The organism is Paramagnetospirillum kuznetsovii (assembly GCF_003284725.1).
Classification (GTDB): domain Bacteria; phylum Pseudomonadota; class Alphaproteobacteria; order Rhodospirillales; family Magnetospirillaceae; genus Phaeospirillum; species Phaeospirillum kuznetsovii.
The window spans coordinates 139473-162050 of sequence record NZ_PGTO01000003.1; the positions used below are offsets into that span (position 1 = coordinate 139473).

The following is a 22578-nucleotide window of genomic DNA, read 5'->3' on the forward strand; positions in this document are numbered from 1 at the left end:
TCCGTCTTTTGGGAGCGCGGGCGTCCCGCCCGCCGTCAGTCGTCCACCAGTCCCGCCAGGGCGTCGTCCAACCGGGCGGCTTCGATCTCCATCAGCCGGGGGCCGTCGGTCCACACCAGCAGGCAGCGGATGCGGTGGCGGGGATAGATACAGGCCAGCGCGAGGCGATAGGCCGCCATCTGCCGTACATAGAGGTCGGGAATCTCGTCGGCCGACACCGGCGGCCGCCGATTGGTCTTGTAGTCCACCACCAGCACCTCGGTCGCGGTGACCGCCAGCCGGTCCACCCGGCCCGACACCACCCGGTCGCCGATACGTCCCACCAGCGGCACCTCCGCCTTGGCGCCGGGGCCGAACAGCCCGGCCAGACCGGGATGATCGACGATATCGGACACCTCGTTGGCGATGGCCAATTGGTCCTTGGTCTCCAACCCCCAGCCGGGACGGTTCAGGAACCGCATCATGGCCGTCGCGCGGTCCGGCGCGGGAAGGTCGGGCACCGTTTGCAGCAGGCGGTGAATCAGCTTGCCGCGCTGCCAGCGCTGGCCGCCATCGGCCTCGGCCAGGGGCGAGCGCACCGGCGGTTCCTCGCCGTCGGGTCGGGACGGCGCCAGCGGCCGGGGCGGCGAGGGTTCCGCCTCCGCCGCATGGGTGGCCCAATCGGGCAAGAGCACGATCGGCCGCGCCGTATCCCCGACCTTGGCGGCATCCACCGCGACGCTCTGCGGACAGGACAGCAGCAGGATGCCCGCGCCGTCGGTCTCGCCCTCCCGCGCCAGGAAGGCGTCCTCCACCTCGGCGGCCAGGGGCTTGAGCGCGTCGCTGATCAGCCGGTGCCAGCATCCCTCCGGCGGCGCCTTCTGGCCCTGCCAGCCGCAGACGACCAACCGGTCCTCCGCCCGCGTCATGGCCACATAGAGCAGACGGCGGTATTCCCGCTGGGTGGCAAGCTTGCGCGCCTCGGCGCCGTCGCGGCAGACACAATCCATGTCCTCGGCCCGTGGCGGCCAGGATAGCAATTCCTCATCCCCCTCACCCAGCCACAACAATTTGCTGGCGCGGGTGGGCACCTGCATGGTGTCGGGCAGGATGACGATGGGGGCCTGCAAGCCCTTGGAGCCGTGCACCGTCATGATACGCACCGCGTCGCGGCCCGCTTGTTCCAGGTCGCGCTTGATCTCGATATCGCCCGCCTCCAGCCAATGGAGGAAGCCTTGCAGCGATGGCGGATGAGCCCGTTCGAAGGCCAGGGTCAGGGCCATGAACTCGTCGATGGGGTCTTCCGCCTCCATGCCGAGTCGGGCCAGCAGGCGGCGGCGCCCGCCCAGCGGCCCCAGCACCCGGGCGTACAGGGCATGGGGCGACAAATGGTCGGCCTGGCCCAGCAGTTCGGCCAGGCCGGTATAGGCGATCTCGAAATCGGCATCGTCGAGGATGCGGCGCTTCAACGTCTCCCACAGCCTCGCCTCGCCGCGGCCATGGGCCAGGGCGAACAACTGCTCCTCGGACAGCCCGACCAGCGGCCCCTTCAGCACCGTCGCCAGGGTAAGATCATCGTCGGGCAACAGCAGGAAATTGCCCAGCGCCACCAGATCCATCACCGCCATCTGATCGGCCAGCACCATGCGGTCGGACCCGGCCACCTCCACCTTGCAGGCCTTCAACTCGCGCACCAGATCCTCGACGAAGCCGCCGCGACGGCGTACCAGCACCAGCACGTCGCCCGCCCGCACCGGCCGGTTCTTGGACTCCAGCCGTTCGGACTCGATCATCGCCTTGATGCGCCGCGCCACCAGCCGCGCCAGCCGGGCGCGCGGCGAATCGCCCCGGATGCGCTCCACCGGCGGCTTCCAGGCGGGTGCTTCGTCAGCGGCGCGGGGCAGCAAGGGCGGCCACACCTCCACCCGTCCGGCAAAGCCCCTGCGATGGGCCAGATGGGTGATGTCGTCGCCTTCGGGGGCGACGCCGTCGCGGCCCGGCTGTCCCGGCGCAAACACCGCGTTGACGGCATCGAGCACCGCCTGGGTCGAGCGGAACGACAGGTTCAGCGCCACCTCGTCCCATTGCCCGCCGGATTCGGGGACATGGCGGGCGAAGCTTTGGCGCATACGCTCGAACTCGCGGGGATCGGCGCGCTGGAAGCTGTAGATGGACTGCTTGGCGTCGCCCACCGCGAAGACGGTGCGCACCACTTCGCGAGCGCCGCGACCGGCGAAGAACTCCTCGGTCAGGGCGGCGGCCACCGCCCACTGGTCGGGATTGGTGTCCTGGGCCTCATCGATCAGCACATGGTCGATGCCGCCGTCCAGCTTGAACAGCACCCAGGGCGCCACGCCGGGCCGCGCCAGCAGATCGCGGGCCGCCAGGATCAGGTCGTCGTAGTCCATCAAGGCCCGCAAGGCTTTGGCCCGCTTATAGGAGGCCAGCAGCGCCGCCCCCAGGATCAGCAATGCCTCGGTGGCCTCGGCCACGGCGGCGGCCTTCAGCCGGTCGGCCACCATGACCAGCCGTTCCGCCTCGCAGGCCAGGGCGTCCTCGACACCGGGGAAGCCCTCGCGAATCGCCTTGGTGCACAGGGTCTTGCGGATCTCGCCCGCCTGGGTCAGGAAGACCAGCCGCCAGCGCGTGAAGCCCTCGGCCCGTCCGGCTGGATCGGCCAGCCAGGACGCCATGGCGGTGCCGCGCTCCTGGTCCGTCTTAGCCCCGCCCAATAAAGCACTGGCCGCCGCCCGCAAGCCGATTGCATCGAAGCGCGTGTCGTCGCAGGCCCGCGCCAAGATATGAGCGGCGGTCTCTCCCGGCTCCAGACCCAGCCGGGCGCGGAAGGCCGCGACCACGCCCCTGGTGCCGCCGTGGCGGTCCAGCAGCCGTTCCAGTCGGCCGCGCTCGCTCGCCAGTTCGGCCATCAGATCGGGAAAGGCGGTCTCGTGCACCCGGCCGGTGACCAGGGCCAGGGCGCGGGCCAGTTCCCCGTCCGCCCCATCGCGGGCAAGGGCGAGAACATCCAGCTTGGCGGCTTCCAGCAGTTCGGCGGCGTCGCGCTCGTCCATCACCTGGAAATGCGGCGCGATGCCCGCTTCCAGCGGAAAGCGGCGCAGCAGCGACTGGCAAAAGGCGTGGATGGTCTCCATATGCATGCCGCCGGGGGCGTCCAGCACCTGGGCGAACAGCCGCCTTGCCCGCACCGGCTCGTCATCCGTCGGCGCGCGGCCCAGCAGATCGGAGAGTTCCTTGACCAGCTTTTCGTCCGCCGACGTGGCCCAGCGCGCCAGCCGTCCCTGGATGCGGTTGGACATCTCGGCGGCGGCGGCCTTGGTGAAGGTCAGGCAAAGAATCTTATGCGGCGGCGTGCCCGCCAGCAGCAGGGTCAGCACCCGGTCGGTCAGCACCTTGGTCTTGCCGGTGCCCGCGCTGGCCGCCACCCAAACGCTGGCGGCCGGGTCGGCGGCGCGGCGCTGGCGTGAATCGGCATCTTGGGCGAGGACGGGCGAGGTCATTTTACCATCGTCATTCCCGCGAATGCGGGAATCCATGCGTCGGCGGAATCTTTCATGGGCACGTCGCTCACAGCCATCCCCACCATGGACCCCCGCCTTCGCGGGGGTGACGAGATTGAAGAAACACTATCAAGAGTGAACCCGATCATTGCAAGCCGACCTTGCCCTTTCCACGTCCGCCACGCTATGACACCACTGCCATGAACAAGCCGCTTCTTCTCCACATGGACGGGCACGACCTGTCGCTGGCGGTACGCCGGTCGGGCACCGCCGGACGCATGAGCCTGCGCCTCGCCCCCGGCGGCGGCGTGGTGGTTGTGCTGCCCCTGGGGGTGCCCGAGGCCGAGGCCGAGCGCTTCGCCAAAAGCCAGCGGGACTGGATCCTGGCGCGGCTGCGGGCCATGCCGGGACGGGTGGCCTTGATCGCGGGCGCCACGGTACCGCTGCTGGGCATGCCCCATGTCATCCAGCATCAGCCCGCCGCCCGGCGCGGCGTCTGGGCCGAGGACGGCGTCATCAACGTCTCGGGCCGCGAGGAGCATGTCCCCCGCCGGGTCGCGGAATTCCTGCGCGAGGAGGCCCGGCTGCTGGTGGCCCATCGTGCCCGCGATCTGGCGGTGCGCATCGGCCGCAAGGTGGGCCGGGTTGGGGTGCGCGACACCCGGTCGCGCTGGGGCAGTTGCTCCAGCGACGGCTCCCTGTCCTTCTCGTGGCGTCTGGTGATGGCGCCGGACTGGGTACTGGACTACGTGGTCGCCCACGAGGTCGCCCATCTGGTCGAGATGAATCACGGCCCCGAATTCTGGCGGTTGGTGGAAACCATGGTCGCCGACATCAAGGCCCCAAAGGCGTGGCTGAAGCGCCATGGGCCGGAACTGCATTGCTACGGGACTTCGCCATGACAGCCGCGGCAAGAAGCGTGACCTGCGGGCGGGACGCCCGCGCTCCGATCTTTCTTGGGCGGGACGCCCGCGCTCCAGACAGCAATGCCCCACCGGGAGCGCGGGCGTCCCGCCCGCATCCCCCCAGACACCCGCAATCATGACCCATCCCGTCACACCCACCCGCACCCTGGCGGTGCTGCTGACCCTGCTGGTGGCCTTCGGCCCCATCTGCACCGATCTTTATCTGGCGTCGTGGCCCGATCTGGCCCGCGACTTCAAGACCGACACCGCCATGGTGCAGATGACCCTGGCTTCCTTCGTGTCGGGCTTCGCCGTCATGCAATTGGGCTATGGCCCGCTGTCGGACCGGTTCGGCCGCCGCCGCACCCTGATGGGCGGCGTCTTCCTCTATGTGGCGGCCAGCATCTTCTGCGTCTTCGCGCCCACCATCGAGGCGCTGATCCTGGGCCGCTTCGTCCAGGCGCTGGGGGCGTGCTGCGGCCCGGTGGTCAGCCGCGCCGTGGTGCGCGACATCTTCCCCCGCGAACAGGCCGCCAAGGTGATGAGCTACATGGCCTCGGCCATGGCCCTGGCGCCGCTGGTGGCGCCCACCATCGGCGGCTGGTTTCATTCCTGGTTCGGCTGGCGTTCCAACTTCGTGCTGCTGGCGCTGTTCGGCGTCGGCCTGCTGGGCATGGTCTGGCGCCTGCTGGACGAGACCAACCGCCACCCCGACCCCACCGCCCTCGATCTCGGCCGCATGATCGGCAATTACGGCACTTTGCTGCGCGACCGCGTCTTCATCGGCTATACCCTGACCCTGACGGTGATCTTCGCGGGCGTCTTCGTCTATCTGTCCAGCATCGCCTTCATCCTGATCGACGCCATGGGCCTGGAGCCGAGATATTTCGGCTTCGGCTTCTCGCTGGCCTCGGTGGGCTACATCATCGGGGGATTCATCGCGGCGCGCGTCACCCACCGGGTGGGGATCGAGCGCATGGTCGGGCTGGGAGTCATCGGCTGCACCCTGGCAGGCGCGTTGATGGCGGGACTGGCCTGGGCCGGATTCGCCAAGCCCGGCCTGGAAGGCCTCGCCTCGGTGCTGTTGCCGGTGATGGTGTTCTTCGTCTTCGCCGCCTTGGTGCTGCCCAATGCCACTGCTGGCGCCATCGCGCCATTTCCCCAGATGGCGGGAACCGCCTCGGCGGCGATCGGCTTCACCCAGATGGCGGGTGGCGCCGGAATCGGTTGGCTGGCGGGCCTTGCCTTCGACGGCTCGGCGCGGCCCATGACCACCGCCATGGCGCTGCTGGGCCTGGTCGCCGCCGTGGTATTCTTCAGTTTGGTGAAGCCGGCAGCCAAACCGTGAAGGTGGTGCCCCGGCCGACCTCGCTGTCGATGGTCAGCAGGCCGCGATGGCGGTTCACGATATGCTTGACGATGGCCAGCCCCAGCCCGGTGCCGCCCATCTTGCGCGACCGGGCGGTATCGACCCGGTAGAAGCGCTCGGTCAGGCGGGGGATGTGCTCCTTGGCGATACCCTCGCCATGATCGCGGACCGAAACCATGATGGCGCGACCGCCGCGCAGGCTGGGCCCCGCCGACTTGGGCAGTTGGTCTGCGGGCGCGGCACAGACCTCCACCGCCGTATTGTCGCGGCCGTATTTGACGGCGTTGTCCATCAGGTTCTGGAACAACTGCGCCAATTCGTCCGGTTGCGCGATGACATGGCCCAGATCCCCGGCGATGGCGGTCTTGATCTCCATGCCCTTGGCCTGGGCCAGCGGCCGCAGCGCCTCGGCGGCGTTGCGGACCAACCGGCCGAGATCCACCTGCTCGCTGGGAGGCGTGTGCTCGTTCAGCTCGATGCGCGACAGCGACAGCAGATCGGCCACCAGCCGGCTCATGCGGCCAGCCTGTTCCCCCATGATGCCGAGGAACTTGTCGCGCGCCTCCTCGTCGTCGCGAGCGGGGCCCTGCAAGGTCTCGATGAAGCCGGACAAGGCCGCCAGCGGCGTGCGCAATTCATGGCTGGCATTGGCGACGAAGTCGGCCCGCATGCGCTCCATGCGCTTGACGGTGGTCAGATCGTGCAGTGTCAGGACGGCGGTGCCGCCGCCCGATGGGTGGCCCTCCAACTGCTCCACCCGCGCCAGGAACACCCGTTCCAGCGGCACCATTTGGGCGAATTCGCATTCACGGGTAAGGTCTTGCCCCGCCAGCACGGCCTCGGTGGCTTCCAGCACCATGGGATCGCGCAGGAAGGACGCCATGTCGCGCCCGGCGAGCTCGGGTCCGAACAGCTTGGCGGCCGCCCGGTTGGCGCGGACCACCTTGCGGGTCGCGTCCAGCAGCAGCAGGGGGTCGGGCAGATTGTCCAGCAGGCTTTCATTGCGTCGCGCCGATTCCGCCAGTTCGGCGGACCTCTGCTGCCAAGCCCGGCGCAGCCCGCCCACCGAGGCCACCGTCTCGGCCAGGGCGGTGTTCTCGCGCCCCGGCGGCGGTCCGGCCTCGCCCCCCATGGCCAGCGAGCGGATCCAGGCCGCCAGCTCATCGAGATCGGACAGATGGGCGCGCACGATGACGGCCAAGACGACGGCCACCAGCCCCCAGATGGCCAGAACGCTGCCCGCGGAAACATGGCCGGTGGCGGCCAGGATCAGAAGCACGACGCCGGTGGGGCTGGACAGCAGGACCGTGACCGAGACGATCCGGCCCAGAGCCACCGCGACGCGCTTGGCCATGCCCTGCCCTGCCCTATTTCAGCGCGTCATGGCAAGCCAGCACCGCCATGTTGACGATGTCGGCGGCCGAGGCATCCATGGAGGTGATCTGCACCGGCTTGGACATGCCCACCAGGATGGGGCCGATGACGCTGGCGCCGCCCAGCTTCTGCAACAGCTTGGAGCCGATGGTGGCCGAATAGAGGCCGGGCATCACCAGCACGTTGGCAGGCTCCTTCAGGCGGCAGAAGGGATAGTGCCCCAACAGTTCGGGGTCCAAGGCCACATCGGCGCCCATTTCACCGTCATAGATGAAGTCCACCTTGCGATGATCCAGGATTTCCACCGCTTCGCGCACCCGCTCGGCGCGATCGTTGGACGGATTGCCGAAGGTGGAATAGCTGATCATGGCGACGCGGGGTTCGTGGCCCATCTGGCGGGCCTTGTGCGCCGTCTGCACCGCGATATCGGCCAGTTGCTCCGGGGTCGGCGTCTCCATCACGGTGGTGTCGGCCACGAAGACCACCCGGCCCTTGGCGATGAACACGGTCATGCCGAACATCAGCTCGCCCGGGGTGGGGTCGATGACCTTTTGGATTTCCTCGAAGGCCTGCCAGTAGTTGCGGGTCAGGCCGGTGACCATGGCGTCGGCATCGCCCGATTCCACCATCAGGGCGGCGAAGATATTGCGTTCCTGATTGACCAGCCGCTGGGCGTCGCGGTACAGCGCGCCCTTTCGCTGCATGCGCTCGTACAGCATGTCGGTGTAGTGGCCGGTGCGCGGCGACAGCCGCGAATTGATGATTTCCAGGGATTCGGCCACCGGTAGGCCGATATTCTTCATGGTGGCGCGGATGCGCTCCTCGCGGCCGATCAGGATGGGATGGCCGAGGCCCGCGTTGGAGAAGGCGACGGCGGCCCGGATCTGCTTTTCCTCCTCGCCCTCGGCGAAGACGATGCGCTTGGGGTTGGCCTTCACCGCCTCGGTGATGGCCTCCATGCTGGCGGAAGCCGGATCGAGACGGGCCGACAGTTCACGCTTGTAGGCCGCCATGTCGATGATGGGCTTGCGCGCCACGCCGCTATCCATGGCCGCCTTGGCCACGGCGGGGGGAATGGAAGAGATCAGGCGGGGGTCGAACGGCACCGGGATGATGTAGTCGGGGCCATAGCGCAGACGGCGGCCGGAATAGGCGGCGTCCACCTCGTCGGGAACGTCCTCGCGGGCCAGGGCGGCGATGGCCTTGGCGGCGGCGATCTTCATGGCCTCGTTGATGGTCGAGGCCCGCACGTCCAGCGCGCCGCGGAAGATATAGGGGAAGCCCAGCACGTTGTTGATCTGGTTGGGATAGTCCGAGCGTCCGGTGGCGACGATGGCGTCGGCGCGCACCGCCTTGACCTCTTCCGGGGTGATTTCCGGGTCGGGATTGGCCATGGCGAAGATGATGGGCTTTGCCGCCATGGTGGCGATCATTTCCGCCGTCACCGCCCCCTTGACCGACAGACCCATGAAGACGTCGGCGCCTTCCAGCGCCTCGGCCAGCGAACGCGCCTTGGTGGCGACCGCATGGGCCGACTTCCACTGGTTCATGCCCTCGGTGCGGCCCTGGAAGATGACGCCCTTGGTGTCGCACAGGATAACGTTCTCGTGGCGGATGCCCATGGCCTTGGCCAGTTCGATGCAGGCGATGCCCGCCGCTCCGGCCCCATTGACCACCACCTTGGTCTTGGCCATGTCGCGGCCGGTCAATTCCAGCGCATTGATCAGACCGGCGGCCGAGATGATGGCGGTGCCGTGCTGGTCATCGTGAAAAACCGGGATATCCATCAGCTCGCGCAGGCGTTGCTCGATGATGAAGCATTCGGGCGCCTTGATGTCTTCCAGATTGATGCCGCCGAAGGTGGGGCCCAGATAGCGCACCGCGCCGATGAATTCCTCGACGTCCCTGGTATCCACTTCCAGATCGATGGAATCCACATCGGCGAAGCGCTTGAACAGCACCGACTTGCCTTCCATCACCGGCTTGCCCGCCAGGGCGCCCAGATCACCGAGGCCAAGCACGGCGGTGCCGTTGGAAATGACCGCCACCAGATTGCCCTTGGCGGTGTAGTCGTAGGCCAGCGACGGATCGCGGGCGATGTGCAGACAGGGAAAGGCGACACCCGGCGAATAGGCCAGGGACAGATCGCGCTGGGTGGCCAGCGGCTTGGTCGGCACGATCTCGATCTTGCCCGGCCGCCCCGAGGCGTGCATCAGCAGCGTATCGCGCTCCAGCGCGCTGACGCCCTTATCGTCGTCACCATTGGTGGCGGAAGTGTTGAAGGTGCTTGCCATGGTCGTGTCTTCCCCGTTTCCGTTTTGCGGCCCGGCTTTATACCTCGCCGGGCTCTTGGTCATTTAAGCGCGGGGACATCACCCTCGTCACCCCCGGAAATCCGATAGAATTCAGTGCCGATGCCCCTTGGCGCGTTCGAAAATGTGAATATTGGCGCCGCCTGCCCCGGCCAGCAGCGGCTTGACCCTGGCCTCCTCGGCGGCATTCTCGACGCTGACCCACAAGATGACGCTGCCCGCCGCCAGGGCGCGGGTGAAGTCGCCTGAATCGGGAATGGCGGCCACTTCGTCCAGCAGTTCCTTCACCGCGACGCCTCCCACTCCGGCGGCGATCAGGCCCGCGATCACCGCGCCCACCGGACCTGCGGCCAAGGCGATCAGGCCCGCGGCCACCAGCGGCCCCTCGTATTTCATCTCTCCCACCAGGGCGACAAGGCCATCGCGCCACTTCTGCGCCTTGCCGCCCGCCACTTCCAGCGAGTCGTGCGAGGCCAGGACGGACAGGCGTCCGCGATCGAATCCGCATTCCAGCAGGGCGCTGACGGCGGCCTCGAAATGGGCGCGGTCGGCGAAGGTTCCCACCACCTCGCGAAGGGCGGCGGGTTTGGTCTGGGCGGTCATGATGTTCTCCTCAGGCATGGGCCGGTCTGTCGTCCGGCTCCGTTGATTGTGCTCCATGGCGGGGAGTCTGCCTAGAGGCGTCAGATGGACAATTCAGTTCCGATGGCGACTTTTAGAAGCGGCAACTCGCATGCGATGACATTTCGGATAATCGACGCATCGATTCCCCCCAAATAGCCATGGACCAGAATATTGCGAAACCCTGCAATACGCTGCCACGGTATTTGAGGGTGACGAGCCTTGACCTCGTCCGGCAAGCGTTGGGTTGCCTCGCTCATGGTCTGCAAATTCCGGAGCACCGCGTCCAAGGCCATGGTATCGCCGACCAAATCCGGCGCCGTGACCGCGTAGCGCTCGATTCGCTCGATGCATTCCGCGATGTGCAAAAGATAAAGCCTGGAATCCTTCATGGCAGCGGACAGGCCTCGGACAGAACCTTGTCTCGGATATACCAATGCAGCGAGGCCTCGCTGACCACATCCACCTTGCGGCCAAGCAGGCGTTCGAGTTCCTGCTGAAAACCGGCCCAATCGGTCAGACTGGCCTGCTCTTCCCATGCGACGAGGAAATCCACGTCACTGTCTTCGCGCTCCTCGCCACGGGATGCCGAGCCGAAGACGCGGACGTCCCTGGCCTTGAAGGTCTCGGCCAGCCTTAGAATTTCTTCGCGATGACGGTGAAGACTGGCTAATGCGCCCATTTTCCTCGTCCGAGCCGATAGTCTGGACCGACATCATCGCATGTCTCGATCTTTGGGAAAAGTCCGCCCCTTGCGGACCCTTGCCCGCATGGTAATGTGCCCGACACCCCTGAGAAGAAGAAGACCGTGACCGCCGAGACGCCGTCCATCCCCCCAAATCAGGATCTTGGCGACGCGACCCCCATGATGGCGCAGTACCTCGCCATCAAGCGGGCGCATCCCGACTGCCTGCTGTTCTACCGCATGGGCGATTTCTACGAGCTGTTCTTCGACGACGCGGTCAAGGCCTCGGCCGCCCTGGACATCACCCTGACCAAGCGCGGCAAGCATCTGGGCGAGGACATCTCCATGTGCGGCGTGCCGGTGCGCGCCTACGAGGCCTATCTGGCCAAGCTGGTGCGCTCCGGCTTCAAGGTGGCCATCGGCGAGCAGATGGAAGATCCGGCCGAAGCCAAGAAGCGCGGCTCCAAATCGGTGGTGGCCCGCGACGTGGTGCGCGTCATCACGGCGGGCACGCTGACCGAGGACACCCTGCTGGATGCGCGGGCCCATAACTACCTGGCGGCGGTGGCCGAGGCTCAGGGCGGGCTGGGGCTGGCCTGGGTCGATGTCTCCACCGGCGACTTCTGGATGCAGCCGGTATCGGCCAAGACCCTGTCGGCGGCCCTGGCCCGGCTGTCGCCCGGCGAATTGCTGGTGGGCGACCGGCTGCTGGGCAGCGAAACGCTGTTCGAGGTCTGGGCCGATTGGAAAGTGGTGCTGTCGCCGCTGCCCTCGGCACGCTTCGATTCCGAGAATGCCCGCAGGCGGCTGGAAGCGCTGTACGGCGTCGGCGCCCTGGACGGATTCGGCAGCTTCTCGCGCCCCGAACTGGCGGCGGGCGGCGCCCTTGTGGATTACATCGAGCTGACCCAGAAGGGCAAGCTGCCCCGCCTGTCACCGCCCAAGCGCCTCGCCGAGGGGGCGGTGATGGAGATCGACGCCGCGACGCGGCGCAATCTGGAACTGGCCGAGACCCTGACGGGCGAGCGCAAGGGCTCGCTGCTCGCCACCATCGACCGCACCGTCAGCGGAGCGGGCGCCCGCTTGCTGGCCGCCCAACTGGCGGCGCCCCTGACCCTTCCGGCCGAGATCGACCGCCGCCTCGACATGGTGGCCTTTCTCGCCGAGCATGACGCCATCCGCGAGACCCTGCGCGAGACCGTCAAGCGCTGCCCCGACATGGAGCGCGCCCTGTCGCGCCTGTCGCTGGGACGCGGCGGCCCCCGCGATCTCGCCAATATCCGCGACGCCTTGGCCGAGATTCCCGACCTGCGCAATCTGCTGAGCCAGCCAGCCTTGGACGCACCGCCGGGTCTGGCCGACTGCGCCCTGGCCTTGGGCGAGCATTCGGTGCTGGCCGACCGCCTGAAACGCGCCCTGGCCCCCGACCTGCCGCTGAACGCGCGCGACGGCAATTTCATCGCCGAGGGCTATCACCCGGCCCTGGATGAGACCAAGGCGTTGCGCAGCGAGACCAAGGGCGTGCTGGCGCGGCTGCAACTGCGCTACGGCGAGGAAACCGGCGTCGCCAGTCTCAAGATCAGCCACAACAACATCATCGGCTATCACATCGAGGTTCCGTCCAAGCAAGCCGACAAGATGGGCGACGCCTTCATCCATCGCCAGACCATGGCCACCTCGGCGCGCTACACCACGCCGGAGCTGATCGAACTGGCCGGGCGCATCACCGGCGCCGTCGAGCGGGCCCTGGCCATGGAGTTGGAGCTGTTCGAGGATCTGGTGCGCGAGGTCACGGCGCGGGCCGCCGAGATCGCCCAGGCGGCGGCGGCGCTGGCCCTGCTGGACGTCTCGTCGGCCCTGGCCCATCTGGCGGTGGAAAAGCGCTGGTCGCGCCCCGTGATCGACGACAGCAACGCCTTCGACATCAAGGGCGGCCGTCACCCGGTGGTGGAAGCGGCACTGGACGCCGCCCATTCGGGGGCCTTCGTCGCCAATGACTGCGACCTGTCCGAAGCGCAGCGCCTGTGGCTGGTGACCGGCCCCAACATGGCGGGTAAAAGCACCTTCCTGCGCCAGAACGCCCTGATCGCGGTGCTGGCCCAGATGGGGTCTTTCGTTCCGGCCGATTCCGCCCGTCTCGGCGTGGTGGACCGGCTGTTCTCCCGCGTCGGCGCCGCCGACGATCTGGCCCGTGGCCGTTCCACCTTCATGGTGGAGATGGTGGAGACCGCCGCCATCTTGAACCAGTCCGGTCCCCGCGCCCTGGTGATCCTGGACGAGATCGGACGCGGCACCGCCACCTTCGACGGCTTGTCCATCGCCTGGGCGGTGGTGGAGCATCTGCACGAGGTCAACCGCTGCCGCGCCCTGTTCGCCACCCATTACCACGAGCTGACCCGGCTTTCCTCCAAGCTGGCCTCTCTGTCGTGCCACATGATGAAGGTGAAGGAGTGGCAGGGCGATGTCGTCTTCCTGCACGAGGTGGGATCGGGAGCCGCCGACCGGTCCTACGGCATCCATGTGGCCCGCCTCGCCGGTCTGCCGCCCGCCGTGGTCGGTCGCGCCGAGGAGGTGCTGGCCATTTTGGAGAAGTCGGATCAGGCGTCCGGCATGGCCAAGCTGGCCGACGACCTGCCGCTGTTCGCCGCCATGGCGCCCAGGGCGAAACCCGCGTCCGTCGCCAAGCCATCGGCGGTGGAAGAGGCGCTGAAGGAGGTCAATCCCGACGACCTCTCGGCGCGCCAGGCGCTGGACCTGATCTATGAGCTGAAGCGGAAGCTTTGAGGGAAAGCGGGCGAGAAGCAAGCGCCCCCATGGCGCCGGAACGCGGGCATCTTGCCCGCACCTATCCCTGCGAGCCGAAGAATTCCAACTGCCATTCCATCTCGTCGATGGACAGGGGATGGTCGCCCGCCTTGGCGGCGAGGACTTTGCTGACGGGCAGGTGCAACAGCTTGGTTTGCAACTGAACGGAAAAGGCCGCCGACATTTCCGCTTTCCAGCTGACGGCGACGATTCCCTTGGCGCTTTGGGTCTCGACAACCTTGCGGATCACCCGCTGCGACAGGCCCGACAGCTCGGACAGCGCCACGATGACGAAATTGGTGTCGTTGGACGACAGTGCGGTGTCCAAGGTGGTTTCGCTCAGTTGCCCGGCCGCCTTCATGCCGCGCACCTTGGCGGTCAACGCGGCTTCGTCCGAGACGCCCTTGGGCTCGGCGGCGGTTTCGATTTCGTCGATGCGGCGCGCCACCACGGCGGCGACGGCGGCGGCGGCTTCCTCGCCCAGATCCTTGCGCGCCGCCAGGGCCTGCAACAGATTGGCGGCGATGAAGCGGGCCAGCTTCTGCGCCGTCTTGGGCGAAAGCTGCGGCCGTTCGGTGAAGGGCTTGTGCCAAGCCTCGATATCGGCGGCGCGGTCGGCCAGCCGGTCCAAGGTTTCTTCGCGGATCTGGGCCGATGAATTGCCCAGCAGCACGGCGATGGCATCCACGTCCTCGGTGGCGGCGATGGCATCGCAGACCCGGACATTGACCACGCTGCGGCGGGAAATGGCGGACAGCGCGCCCGGAATGGGATTGGCGGCGATGACTTCCAGCAGATCCTCGTCGGTCAGGACCGGTGAATGCTGCAAGATCGGCCCTGCCACCACCAATTCGGCATCGCGGGCCAGCCGACGGATCACATCGGGCGGCGCATTGGCCACGTCCTTCAGGGCCTCGGCGAGAATCTGGCGGACCTTGGGAATTTGGTCGCGGGCCAGCACTTCCAGCGCCTCGTAGGTCACCCGGCGCAACCGGTCCTGTTCATGAGCCGACAGCCCGGGGGCGAGGCGCGAAATCTTGGCGGCCAGATCGCGACGCACCGCGTCGTTCTGATCGGCGGCCAACAGCAGATTGGCCTGGGCGGGCGCATGGGCGTTGGCGGCCACCTTGCGCCGCACCTCGGGGTCGGAATCCTCGGCCAGGAAGTAGAGGATCTCGGCCTTGATGTCGGTACGTTCGGCGATTTCGGCGCGCACCCCCGGATCGGGATGGGCCGCCAGTTCCTTTGCCTTTTCATACTCCAGCGGCTTGGAGCCGCCACCGAACAGTCGCTTTAGAAACCCGGTCACGCGCCGCCCCCTTGTTCATCAACGGCAGGCGCCAGCTTCATGGCGCCCTTACCGCTGCGCTTGACCTCGTACATGGCCTTGTCGGCCCGCGCGATCAACTCCTCGATGGACTCGCGGCTGGTGCCCTCGTGCACGGCGACACCCAGCGAAAAGTGCAGCGGCTTCTCGGGACTGCCGGAGAACCGGTCAAGTTCCTCCTTGCCGGACACCAGCAGATCCTTGCAGCGTTTCAAGGCGATCTCCTCGCCGGCGCCTTCCAGCCAGATGGCGAACTCGTCGCCGCCCAGGCGCGCCACCAGATCCACCGGACGGGTGTGCTGGATCAGCAGCTCGCGTACCGCCAGCAGGGCCTGATCGCCGGTCTGGTGACCGTGGACGTCGTTGACGGCCTTGAAGTTGTCGAGATCCACATAGATCAGGGTGGCGGGCTTGCCCTCGCGGGCCAACCGGCCGAAGCGGCGCGAAATCTCGTCGAAGAAGGCGCGGCGGTTGAACAGCCCCGTCAATCCGTCGGTCCGCGACAGCTTGACCACCCGTTCGTGATTGGTGATCTGCTCGCAGGCCAAGCCCACCTGATTGGCGACATCGTCGATCAGCAGGCGGTCGTCGTCACTCCAGGCGGCACGCTCGAGCCCCCGCCACAGCAGCACGGCGCCATTGATGGAATGGCGATAGCGGCACACGGTGGCCAGCACCCGCCAGTTCCCCAGATCACCGTCGTAATGGTCCGATCCGATAAAGGAATCCAGCACCGGGTGCTCGTCGCCGCATTCGCCGAATTGGGCCGACAGTTCAAAATCGGAAGCGTCCGACAGAATGCGGAAGATCTGGCAGCCGGTGGCGCCCAGGGCGCGCGCCGTCGCCTCGGCCGCCGTCTTCAGCATGTCGCTGGGATCGACCTCATCCCTGATAGTGCGCACGATATAGCCCAACAGCCTCTCGCGGCTATTGGCGCGCGACAGGGCAGCGTCGCGCAGTCGTTCTTGCGTTACGTCGCGGCAGACACCGCGCGCCCCCTTCCATTCGCCGGCATCGCCGCGAATGGGCGTGGCCGAGGCCAGCAGGCAGGCTTGGGAGCCGTCGCTCTGGCGCATCCAGACCTCGACATCCTCCATTTCAACCGTGGTCTCGAACGGGGTCTGTCCGACCACGCCGTCTTCCAGCACAACGAAGTCGGACGGCCCGCGCCCCACCAATTCGTCGGCGGCAAAGCCCATGGCGCCCTTGGGGCTGACGAAGACGAAGCGTCCATCGGCGCCGATTTCCCAGGCGAAATCGCTGGAAATCTCCACCAGATCCTTGTAGCGCTGGCGCGACTCCACCAGGGCCGCGCGCAGATTGCGTTCCAAGGTCACGTCGCGCGCCAGGACCAGCATGAGACCGCTGTCGGTCGGCAGTGCCACCAGATCCAGGATCATGGTGCCGCCGCTGGTCATGGGCAGGCTTTCCACCGCGGTCACACCCGGCTTGGCGAGAAGCTCGGACAGGCAGCCGAGACGGCCCAGGGCAATGGCGGCGGCCAGGGTTTCTGAGCGGTGGTTGCTGGCGACGATCAGCCCGTCGCGGTCAAGCAGCACGGCGGGACCGGGAAAGGCCGCAAGGCCATCCGGACCCAAAGTGGCGGTGCTGCGGGTGCCAAATCCCGTCCTGCCACGCTGTCTTTCGCTGGGTGCATCCATCCGTTCGGGATTCCCGTTTATAGAAACACGCTGACTCCATACCATAGGCATGATCACTTAACGAGACACTAAGCGAGTGACTTGCTTCGTATCCGGCACGGGGCTAACAATCATTCATGGCTGACGATCTGTCCCGCGTGGAGACCTGGGTATTCGACCTCGACAATACGCTGTATCCGGCGTCGTCGAGCTTGTTCCCGCAAATCGACATCCGCATGCGCCGCTTCATCGCCGAGCGGCTGGGCCTGTCGCTGGACGAAGCCTTCACCTTGCAGAAACGCTATTACCGCGAATTCGGCACCACGCTGCGCGGGCTGATGCTGGTGCACAAGATCGAGCCCGACGCTTTCCTGTCCTTCGTGCACGATATCGACTGCACCGTGCTGGACGCGGCGCCGCGCTTGGACGCCGCGCTGGCCAGGCTTCAAGGCCGCAAGCTGATCTTCACCAACGGTTCCGAACGCCATGCCGAGAACGTGCTGGCCCGGCTGGGGATCGCCCGGCATTTCGAGGGCATCTTCGACATCCGCGCCGCCGCCTTCGTGCCCAAGCCGCAGCCGGAATGCTACAAGATGATGGTCGAGCGTCACGCGGTGGACCCGCGCGCGGCGCTGATGGTGGAAGACATCCACCGCAATCTGGCGCCCGCCGCCGCCATCGGCATGACCACCTTGTGGGTGCGCGAGGATGGTCATCCCGATTCAGCCGTCCTGAAGCAGGACGATGCCGACCTGTCCCACGTCCACCACATCACCGACGATCTGACACGATGGCTGGAAGCGGTTCCCGGTCAGGGACGGATATAGCTCCAGCCCTGTTCCTGCAGGTCCATCAGGGTGACGGCGCCCGCCTCCACATGCTTGACGCCGTCCAGGATGGGAATCTCCTTGCCCTCGGTCTTGCGCAAATTGACCAGCGTATTGTCGCAGACGTCGAACGAGACCTCGGGCACGCCCTCGACGAAGGACTTCACCCGCGTCGCCAGCGGCGAGGTGTCCGAACGCACCAGGGTGACGCCGGGGCCGTAGGTGATGATGCGCACCTCGACCATTTCCTTGCGGTCCTGGTAGGTCTTGACGATGTTGACGGCGTTGTTGAGCGCCAGATTCATCCGCGCCGGATCATTCTCGGAAACCTGGATGGCGACGCGATGGGTCTTTGGCTCCGCCAAGGCGGGCGACATGACCGAAAGCCCCAACAGGGCGGCGAGGACAGCAAGACGGATCATGGAAAGCCTCCCAAGACGGCACTTGGAAGAACTCTAGCGCCTTTCCCGGAAAAACGCTCGCAGCAGTTCCGCCGCCCGACTTTCGTCCAGCCCCCCGAACACCTCGGGCCGATGGTGGCAGGTGGGATGATCGAACACCTTGGCGCCGTGTTCGACCCCCCCGCCCTTGGGATCATAGGCGCCGAAATAGATCCGCCTGATACGCGCCAGCGAAATGGCGGCGGCGCACATGGGACAGGGTTCCAGGGTGACGTAGAGATCGCAGCCGTCCAGCTTGCCCCCGTTGATGGGGGAGGCGGCGCGGATGACCAGCATCTCGGCGTGCTGTGTCGGGTCCGAGAACTGCTCGACCCGGTTGCCGTCGGCGGCCAGGACCACCCCATCCCTGACCAGCACGGCGCCCACCGGCACCTCGCCCCGCTGGGCGGCGGCCTCGGCTTGTTCGAACGCCATGGACATGAACCGGCTCATGGCTCCGCTTTACCATGGCTTCGACCGGTGGGGAACTGTATAGGAAGCATCGAGCGAGGCATCGCCGAAGCGCGGCCGCATTGAGCGGCCCGGAGCTTTAGCGGAGGAAAGCCAAGCGAACGGAGTGAGCGCCCGGCGCTTGAGGGACAATATCCAAATGAACCCACTCATCGGCATCACCCTGGACAGCGAAGAGGCTGGCGGCTATTCCAAGTCGCCGTGGTACGCCCTGCGCAAGAACTACTGCGAGGCGGTAAGGACAGCCGGCGGCGTGCCGATCCTGCTGCCCCATCATGCCGATTGCGTCGACCGCTATCTTGCCCTGATCCAAGGACTGATCGTCAGCGGCGGCGCCTTCGACGTGGACCCCGCCCTGTTCGGCGCCGCCGAGCGCCACGAGGCGGTGGTGCTGAAGCCGGGCCGCACCACTTTCGAATTGGCGCTGGTCCGGGGCGCGCTGGAGCGCGACATGCCGGTGCTGGGCATCTGCGGCGGCGAGCAGCTGGTCAATGTCGCCCTGGGCGGCAGCTTGATCCAGCACATCCCACACGCGGTCGCGGGCGGCCTGGAGCACGAGCAGACGGCGCCGCGCCACCTGCCCGGCCACGAGGTCGCACTAACGCCCGGCTCGAAGCTGGCCGCCATTGCGGGATGCGCCGCCATACCGGTGAACTCGTCCCATCATCAGGCGATCCGCGAGGTGGGAGCGGGCTGTATCGTCAATGCCATCGCCCCAGACGGGGTGATCGAGGGGATCGAAATGCCGGGCAAGCGCTTCTGCCTGGGGGTGCAGTGGCATCCCGAATATAACGTCAGCCCGGCGGACGCCGCCCTGTTCCGCGCCTTCATAGAGGCTTGCAGATGATGGAGCGTAGCGACTGGCGCGTTGTCATTAGGCCCGGGCGGGCTATAGCCCGCAGGGAGCGCCCCGGAGCTTCAGGCTATCGACATTCAGGGAATTCAGCTGATTTCGGCCCGGTAGAAGTTTTAGCCACAGATAAACACCGATGAAGTGAGAGTTTTCCTTATCTGTGTCCCGCGCAGCGGGTATCTGTGTTCATCTGTGGCCCATGTCTCGTCCTATCCGCTTGAACGTCGATAGGCCCTAGCGAAAGTAAGCCAAGTGAGCGGAGCGGACGCCCAGCGTTTGAGGGACAGCCAATGAATACCGAGGAAAAGGGCGAGCGCATCGCCAAGCGTCTGGCCCGCGCCGGACTGTGTTCACGCCGCGAGGCGGAACGCTGGATCGAACAGGGCCGCGTCGTGGTCAACGGCTCCAAGCTGGACAGCCCCGCCTGCGTCGTCGGCCCCGGCGACATCATCATCGTCGACGGCCAGCCCCTGGGCGAGCCCGAGCGCACGAGGCTGTGGCGCTATCACAAGCCGTCCGGTCTGGTCACCACCCACAAGGATCCGGAAGGCCGTGCCACCGTGTTCGAGACGCTGCCCGACAATATGCCCCGGGTGGTGTCGGTGGGGCGCCTGGATCTCAATTCCGAGGGCTTGCTGCTGCTGACCAATGACGGCGAACTGGCCCGCAAGCTGGAACTGCCGTCCAACGCCTGGGTGCGGCGCTACCGGGTGCGCGTCCATGGCGAGGTCAAGGAAGACGTGCTCGAAAGGCTGGCCAAGGGCATCACCGTCGAGGGAGTCGCCTATGACTCCATCACCGCCACCCTGGATCGTCAGCAGGGCGCCAATGCCTGGCTGACCGTCAGCCTGCGCGAAGGCAAGAACCGCGAAATCCGACGGGTGATGGAGTTTCTCGGCTGGCCGGTGACCCGGCTGATCCGCATCGCCTATGGGCCGTTCCAACTGGGCACCCTGGCCGAGGGCGCCACCGAGGAGGTTCCCGGCAAGGTTCTGCGCGAGCAGATGGGCGAGGGCAAGGCGGTGCTGCATGCCAAGCCCGAAACCAAGTCGGCGGGTGAGCGCGAGAAGGAACAGCGCGTCGTCGCCAAGGCCCGCAAGGCGAAACTGGCCGAGGACAAGCGTTTGGCCGAGGCCAAGAAGAAGCCCTATTACTACGCCCCCGACGGCACCCGAACCGAACTGGCCGCTGGGCCGAAGACCAAGCCCAATGCGCGTCATCGCCGGACTCCATAAGGGCCGCCGCCTGGAAGCGCCGCCCGGTCGCATCGCCCGGCCCACCGCCGACCGGGTGCGCCAAGCCCTGTTCGACATCCTCGCCCATAGCGATCTGGTGGAGCTGGACGGCGCCGTGGTGGTGGACGCCTTCGCCGGGTCCGGGGCGCTGGGCCTGGAAGCCCTTTCGCGCGGGGCCGCCCATGCCAGCTTTCTCGAACTGGACGCCCAATCGCTGGCCGCCATCTACGCCAATATCAAGGCGCTGAAAGAGGACGGCCGCACCACGGTGACCCGCGCCGACGCCGCCAAGCCTCCGGCCGCGACGCGGTCCTGCACGCTGGCCTTTCTCGACCCGCCCTATCAGTCCGGTCTCGCCACCCCCTGCCTGGAAGGCCTCGCCGCCCGGGGCTGGCTGGCCGATCAAGCATTGGCGGTGGTCGAGGTCGCGGTGGACGAAGCCTTCACGCCGCCCCAGGGCTTCGAAGTCGCGGATGAGCGCGAGCGGGGCGCCGCCCGGCTGGTGTTCCTGGTATGGACTGGAAAAACAGCGTGAATACGGCTAGCATACGGAGGAAGTCGGCATCGGGTTGCAGCCCGACGCCGACCACTCCTAGGCCCTCGTGACCATCAGGTGGATGCGAATCCGCCAGATGCGAAACTTGAGCACCAGGAGAAAGGGCATCTTGACCATGCACTTTCCTCCTTGACGGCGGACCGGACCACCCGGCCCGCCGTCGTCATTTATACCGGCCGTTGCAATCCCCGCCAAGGTGTGGTGTATTCGCTTTGTTCTCTAGGGGTGTGTCATGATCTATTCCTATATCTCCATCGCGCTGTCGGCCCTGGCCCTGGTGGGTGTCGCCGTCTTGCTGATGCGTCGCGGCGAGGATCTGTCCGGCCAGTTGGAGCGCCTTGAACGGGCGCTGCGCGACGAGGCTGCCCGGGGACGCGATGAAGCCGCGTCGCAGGCCAGGCTGGGCCGCGAGGAGATCAACGCCCTGATCCGCGCCTTCCAAGACGGCGCCCTGGCCCTGTCGGAAAAGAATCACGCCGAGCTGCGCATCCTTGTCGAGCAGAAGCTGGCCGAGTTCCGCGCCGATCAGGCCACCCAGGGCCGCAATCTGCGCGAAGAGGTCGCGGGCGGCCTGAAGACCCAGGGCGAATCGCTGACCAACACCCTGAAGGAAAGATTGGAAACCGTCGCCAAGACGGTGGCGGAACAGACCCGCGTGGTGGCCGAGCATCTGGAAAAGCTGCGCGGCGAGAACACCGCCAAGCTGGAACAGATGCGCCAGACCGTGGACGAGAAGCTGCAAGGCACCCTGGAAAAGCGCCTGGGCGAATCCTTCAAGCTGGTCAGCGACCGGCTGGAACAGGTGCACAAGGGATTGGGCGAGATGCAAAGCCTCGCCAACGGTGTCGGCGACCTGAAGCGGGTGCTGACCAATGTGAAGACCCGTGGCACCTGGGGCGAGGTGCAACTGGGCAATCTGCTCGACCAGATCTTCCGCCCCGACCAGTACATGCGGGAGGCCAATTGCAAGAAGGGCAGCCTGGAGCGGGTGGATTACGCCATCCGCCTGCCGGGCAAGGGCGACCATGAGCCCGAGGTGCTGCTGCCCATCGATTCCAAATTCCCCAACGAGGATTACGAACGGCTGCAAATGGCGGTGGAGCGCGCAGACCCAGAAGCGGTGGAAGCCGCCGCCAAGGCGCTGGAAACCCGCGTCAAGCAATTCGCCCGCGACATCCGCGACAAATACATCAATCCGCCCACCACCACCGACTTCGCCATCCTGTTCCTGCCCACCGAGGGCCTGTATGCCGAGGTGCTGCGACGTCCCGGCCTGATGGACATGATCCAGCGCGACTACAAGGTGGTGGCGGCGGGGCCGACCACCCTTGGCGCCATCCTCAACGCAGTGCAGATGGGCTTCAAGACCATGGCCATCGAGAAGCGGTCTTCCGAGGTCTGGGAAATCCTGGGCGCCGTCAAGACCGAGTTCGGCAAATACGGCGACGTGCTGGACAAGGTGCAGAAGAAGCTGCAGGAAGCCTCCAAGACCATCGACGACGTGGCGGTCCGCAAACGCGCCATCGACCGCCAGCTTCGCTCGGTGGAGGCCATTCCCGAACTGGGCGCCGACGCCCTGCTGGCGCTGGGCGGCTCGGTGATCGAGGATACGGGCGAGGACGAGGGGCTGTAGGCGGGCGGAACGCCCGCGCCCCACTTTC

General features: G+C 66.7%; 18 protein-coding genes. 8 read left to right on the forward strand and 10 right to left on the reverse strand.

What is annotated here, in order from left to right:
- Positions 1-35 precede the first annotated feature (35 nt).
- A complete protein-coding gene (gene addA, locus CU669_RS05590; protein ID WP_112142838.1) occupies positions 36-3497 on the reverse strand; it encodes a double-strand break repair helicase AddA in 3462 nt (1153 codons plus the stop codon).
- Between the two features lie 200 nt (positions 3498-3697).
- Between addA and CU669_RS05595 the strand changes: the two genes are divergently transcribed.
- On the forward strand, positions 3698-4399 hold the full coding sequence (locus CU669_RS05595; protein WP_112142839.1) for a M48 family metallopeptidase: 702 nt from the start codon (positions 3698-3700) through the stop codon (positions 4397-4399).
- Positions 4400-4538: 139 nt separating this feature from the next.
- Complete coding sequence (locus CU669_RS05600) at positions 4539-5750, forward strand: multidrug effflux MFS transporter (RefSeq protein WP_112142840.1); 1212 nt, start codon at positions 4539-4541, stop codon at positions 5748-5750.
- Here CU669_RS05600 and CU669_RS05605 read toward each other — a convergent pair.
- The 5 genes from CU669_RS05605 to CU669_RS05625 all read right to left on the reverse strand — a co-directional run bounded on the left by CU669_RS05605 (position 5719) and on the right by CU669_RS05625 (position 10760).
- Positions 5719-7125 carry an ATP-binding protein gene (locus CU669_RS05605; protein ID WP_112142841.1) on the reverse strand — a complete coding sequence of 469 codons (1407 nt, stop codon included), beginning with the start codon at positions 7123-7125 and terminating at the stop codon, positions 5719-5721. The genes CU669_RS05600 and CU669_RS05605 overlap by 32 nt on opposite strands.
- 13 nt (positions 7126-7138) lie before the next feature.
- On the reverse strand, positions 7139-9439 hold the full coding sequence (locus CU669_RS05610) for an NADP-dependent malic enzyme (RefSeq protein ID WP_112143037.1): 2301 nt from the start codon (positions 9437-9439) through the stop codon (positions 7139-7141).
- 111 nt (positions 9440-9550) lie between these two features.
- Positions 9551-10060: a hypothetical protein gene (locus CU669_RS05615; protein WP_112143038.1), complete on the reverse strand. Its 510-nt coding sequence runs from the start codon at positions 10058-10060 to the stop codon at positions 9551-9553.
- An 80-nt stretch (positions 10061-10140) separates the two neighbouring features.
- Positions 10141-10470 (reverse strand): HepT-like ribonuclease domain-containing protein, encoded by a 330-nt coding sequence (locus CU669_RS05620; protein WP_112142842.1) that lies wholly within the window; start codon positions 10468-10470, stop codon positions 10141-10143.
- Positions 10467-10760, reverse strand: a complete 294-nt coding sequence (locus CU669_RS05625; RefSeq protein ID WP_112142843.1) for a nucleotidyltransferase family protein — start codon at positions 10758-10760, stop codon at positions 10467-10469. Before CU669_RS05625 ends, CU669_RS05620 begins: the two co-directional genes overlap by 4 nt.
- 183 nt (positions 10761-10943) lie before the next feature.
- Between CU669_RS05625 and mutS the strand changes: the two genes are divergently transcribed.
- Complete coding sequence (gene mutS, locus CU669_RS05630) at positions 10944-13547, forward strand: DNA mismatch repair protein MutS (RefSeq protein ID WP_112143039.1); 2604 nt, start codon at positions 10944-10946, stop codon at positions 13545-13547.
- Between the two features lie 61 nt (positions 13548-13608).
- Here the strand turns inward: mutS and CU669_RS05635 are convergent, their stop codons facing one another.
- Together CU669_RS05635 and CU669_RS05640 are read right to left on the reverse strand one after the other, a co-directional pair.
- Positions 13609-14877 carry a DUF2336 domain-containing protein gene (locus tag CU669_RS05635; protein ID WP_112142844.1) on the reverse strand — a complete coding sequence of 423 codons (1269 nt, stop codon included), beginning with the start codon at positions 14875-14877 and terminating at the stop codon, positions 13609-13611.
- Complete coding sequence (locus tag CU669_RS05640; RefSeq protein WP_112142845.1) at positions 14874-16556, reverse strand: sensor domain-containing diguanylate cyclase; 1683 nt, start codon at positions 16554-16556, stop codon at positions 14874-14876. Before CU669_RS05640 ends, CU669_RS05635 begins: the two co-directional genes overlap by 4 nt.
- A 116-nt stretch (positions 16557-16672) precedes the next feature.
- On the opposite strand from CU669_RS05640, the gene CU669_RS05645 reads away from it, so the two are divergent.
- Positions 16673-17362 (forward strand): pyrimidine 5'-nucleotidase, encoded by a 690-nt coding sequence (locus tag CU669_RS05645; RefSeq protein WP_112142846.1) that lies wholly within the window; start codon positions 16673-16675, stop codon positions 17360-17362.
- On the opposite strand, the gene CU669_RS05650 is transcribed toward CU669_RS05645, so the two are convergent.
- Entirely contained in the window at positions 17347-17784 is a 438-nt protein-coding gene (locus tag CU669_RS05650; RefSeq protein WP_112142847.1) for a DsrE family protein, read from the reverse strand. The two genes, CU669_RS05645 and CU669_RS05650, sit on opposite strands and share 16 nt — an antisense overlap.
- Positions 17785-17817: 33 nt before the next feature.
- Entirely contained in the window at positions 17818-18243 is a 426-nt protein-coding gene (locus tag CU669_RS05655) for a nucleoside deaminase (protein WP_205119381.1), read from the reverse strand.
- Between the two features lie 169 nt (positions 18244-18412).
- Here CU669_RS05655 and CU669_RS05660 point away from each other — a divergent pair, with 169 nt between their 5' ends.
- The 4 genes from CU669_RS05660 (at position 18413) to rmuC (ending at position 22550) form a co-directional block, all read left to right on the forward strand.
- The gene (locus CU669_RS05660; RefSeq protein ID WP_112142849.1) at positions 18413-19120 is read left to right on the forward strand and encodes a gamma-glutamyl-gamma-aminobutyrate hydrolase family protein; all 708 of its coding nucleotides are present in this window, start codon (positions 18413-18415) and stop codon (positions 19118-19120) included.
- A gap of 296 nt (positions 19121-19416) precedes the next feature.
- Positions 19417-20361 (forward strand): pseudouridine synthase, encoded by a 945-nt coding sequence (locus tag CU669_RS05665; RefSeq protein WP_112142850.1) that lies wholly within the window; start codon positions 19417-19419, stop codon positions 20359-20361.
- Positions 20336-20896 (forward strand): 16S rRNA (guanine(966)-N(2))-methyltransferase RsmD, encoded by a 561-nt coding sequence (gene rsmD / locus CU669_RS05670; RefSeq protein ID WP_112142851.1) that lies wholly within the window; start codon positions 20336-20338, stop codon positions 20894-20896. The genes CU669_RS05665 and rsmD overlap by 26 nt, the downstream gene beginning before the upstream one ends.
- A 253-nt stretch (positions 20897-21149) precedes the next feature.
- Complete coding sequence (rmuC, locus tag CU669_RS05675) at positions 21150-22550, forward strand: DNA recombination protein RmuC (protein WP_112142852.1); 1401 nt, start codon at positions 21150-21152, stop codon at positions 22548-22550.
- Positions 22551-22578: the final 28 nt, after the last annotated feature.

What these genes read in the sequence shown, in the direction of transcription:
- addA (WP_112142838.1), bottom strand. Translation starts at nt 3,497, where the DNA reads ATGACCTCGCCCGTCCTCGCCCAAGATGCCGATTCACGCCAGCGCCGC.
- CU669_RS05595 (WP_112142839.1), top strand. Translation starts at nt 3,698, where the DNA reads ATGAACAAGCCGCTTCTTCTCCACATGGACGGGCACGACCTGTCGCTG.
- CU669_RS05600 (WP_112142840.1), top strand. Translation starts at nt 4,539, where the DNA reads ATGACCCATCCCGTCACACCCACCCGCACCCTGGCGGTGCTGCTGACC.
- CU669_RS05605 (WP_112142841.1), bottom strand. Translation starts at nt 7,125, where the DNA reads ATGGCCAAGCGCGTCGCGGTGGCTCTGGGCCGGATCGTCTCGGTCACG.
- CU669_RS05610 (WP_112143037.1), bottom strand. Translation starts at nt 9,439, where the DNA reads ATGGCAAGCACCTTCAACACTTCCGCCACCAATGGTGACGACGATAAG.
- CU669_RS05615 (WP_112143038.1), bottom strand. Translation starts at nt 10,060, where the DNA reads ATGACCGCCCAGACCAAACCCGCCGCCCTTCGCGAGGTGGTGGGAACC.
- CU669_RS05620 (WP_112142842.1), bottom strand. Translation starts at nt 10,470, where the DNA reads ATGAAGGATTCCAGGCTTTATCTTTTGCACATCGCGGAATGCATCGAG.
- CU669_RS05625 (WP_112142843.1), bottom strand. Translation starts at nt 10,760, where the DNA reads ATGGGCGCATTAGCCAGTCTTCACCGTCATCGCGAAGAAATTCTAAGG.
- mutS (WP_112143039.1), top strand. Translation starts at nt 10,944, where the DNA reads ATGATGGCGCAGTACCTCGCCATCAAGCGGGCGCATCCCGACTGCCTG.
- CU669_RS05640 (WP_112142845.1), bottom strand. Translation starts at nt 16,556, where the DNA reads ATGGATGCACCCAGCGAAAGACAGCGTGGCAGGACGGGATTTGGCACC.
- CU669_RS05645 (WP_112142846.1), top strand. Translation starts at nt 16,673, where the DNA reads ATGGCTGACGATCTGTCCCGCGTGGAGACCTGGGTATTCGACCTCGAC.
- CU669_RS05650 (WP_112142847.1), bottom strand. Translation starts at nt 17,784, where the DNA reads ATGATCCGTCTTGCTGTCCTCGCCGCCCTGTTGGGGCTTTCGGTCATG.
- CU669_RS05655 (WP_205119381.1), bottom strand. Translation starts at nt 18,243, where the DNA reads ATGTCCATGGCGTTCGAACAAGCCGAGGCCGCCGCCCAGCGGGGCGAG.
- CU669_RS05660 (WP_112142849.1), top strand. Translation starts at nt 18,413, where the DNA reads ATGAACCCACTCATCGGCATCACCCTGGACAGCGAAGAGGCTGGCGGC.
- CU669_RS05665 (WP_112142850.1), top strand. Translation starts at nt 19,417, where the DNA reads ATGAATACCGAGGAAAAGGGCGAGCGCATCGCCAAGCGTCTGGCCCGC.
- rsmD (WP_112142851.1), top strand. Translation starts at nt 20,336, where the DNA reads ATGCGCGTCATCGCCGGACTCCATAAGGGCCGCCGCCTGGAAGCGCCG.
- rmuC (WP_112142852.1), top strand. Translation starts at nt 21,150, where the DNA reads ATGATCTATTCCTATATCTCCATCGCGCTGTCGGCCCTGGCCCTGGTG.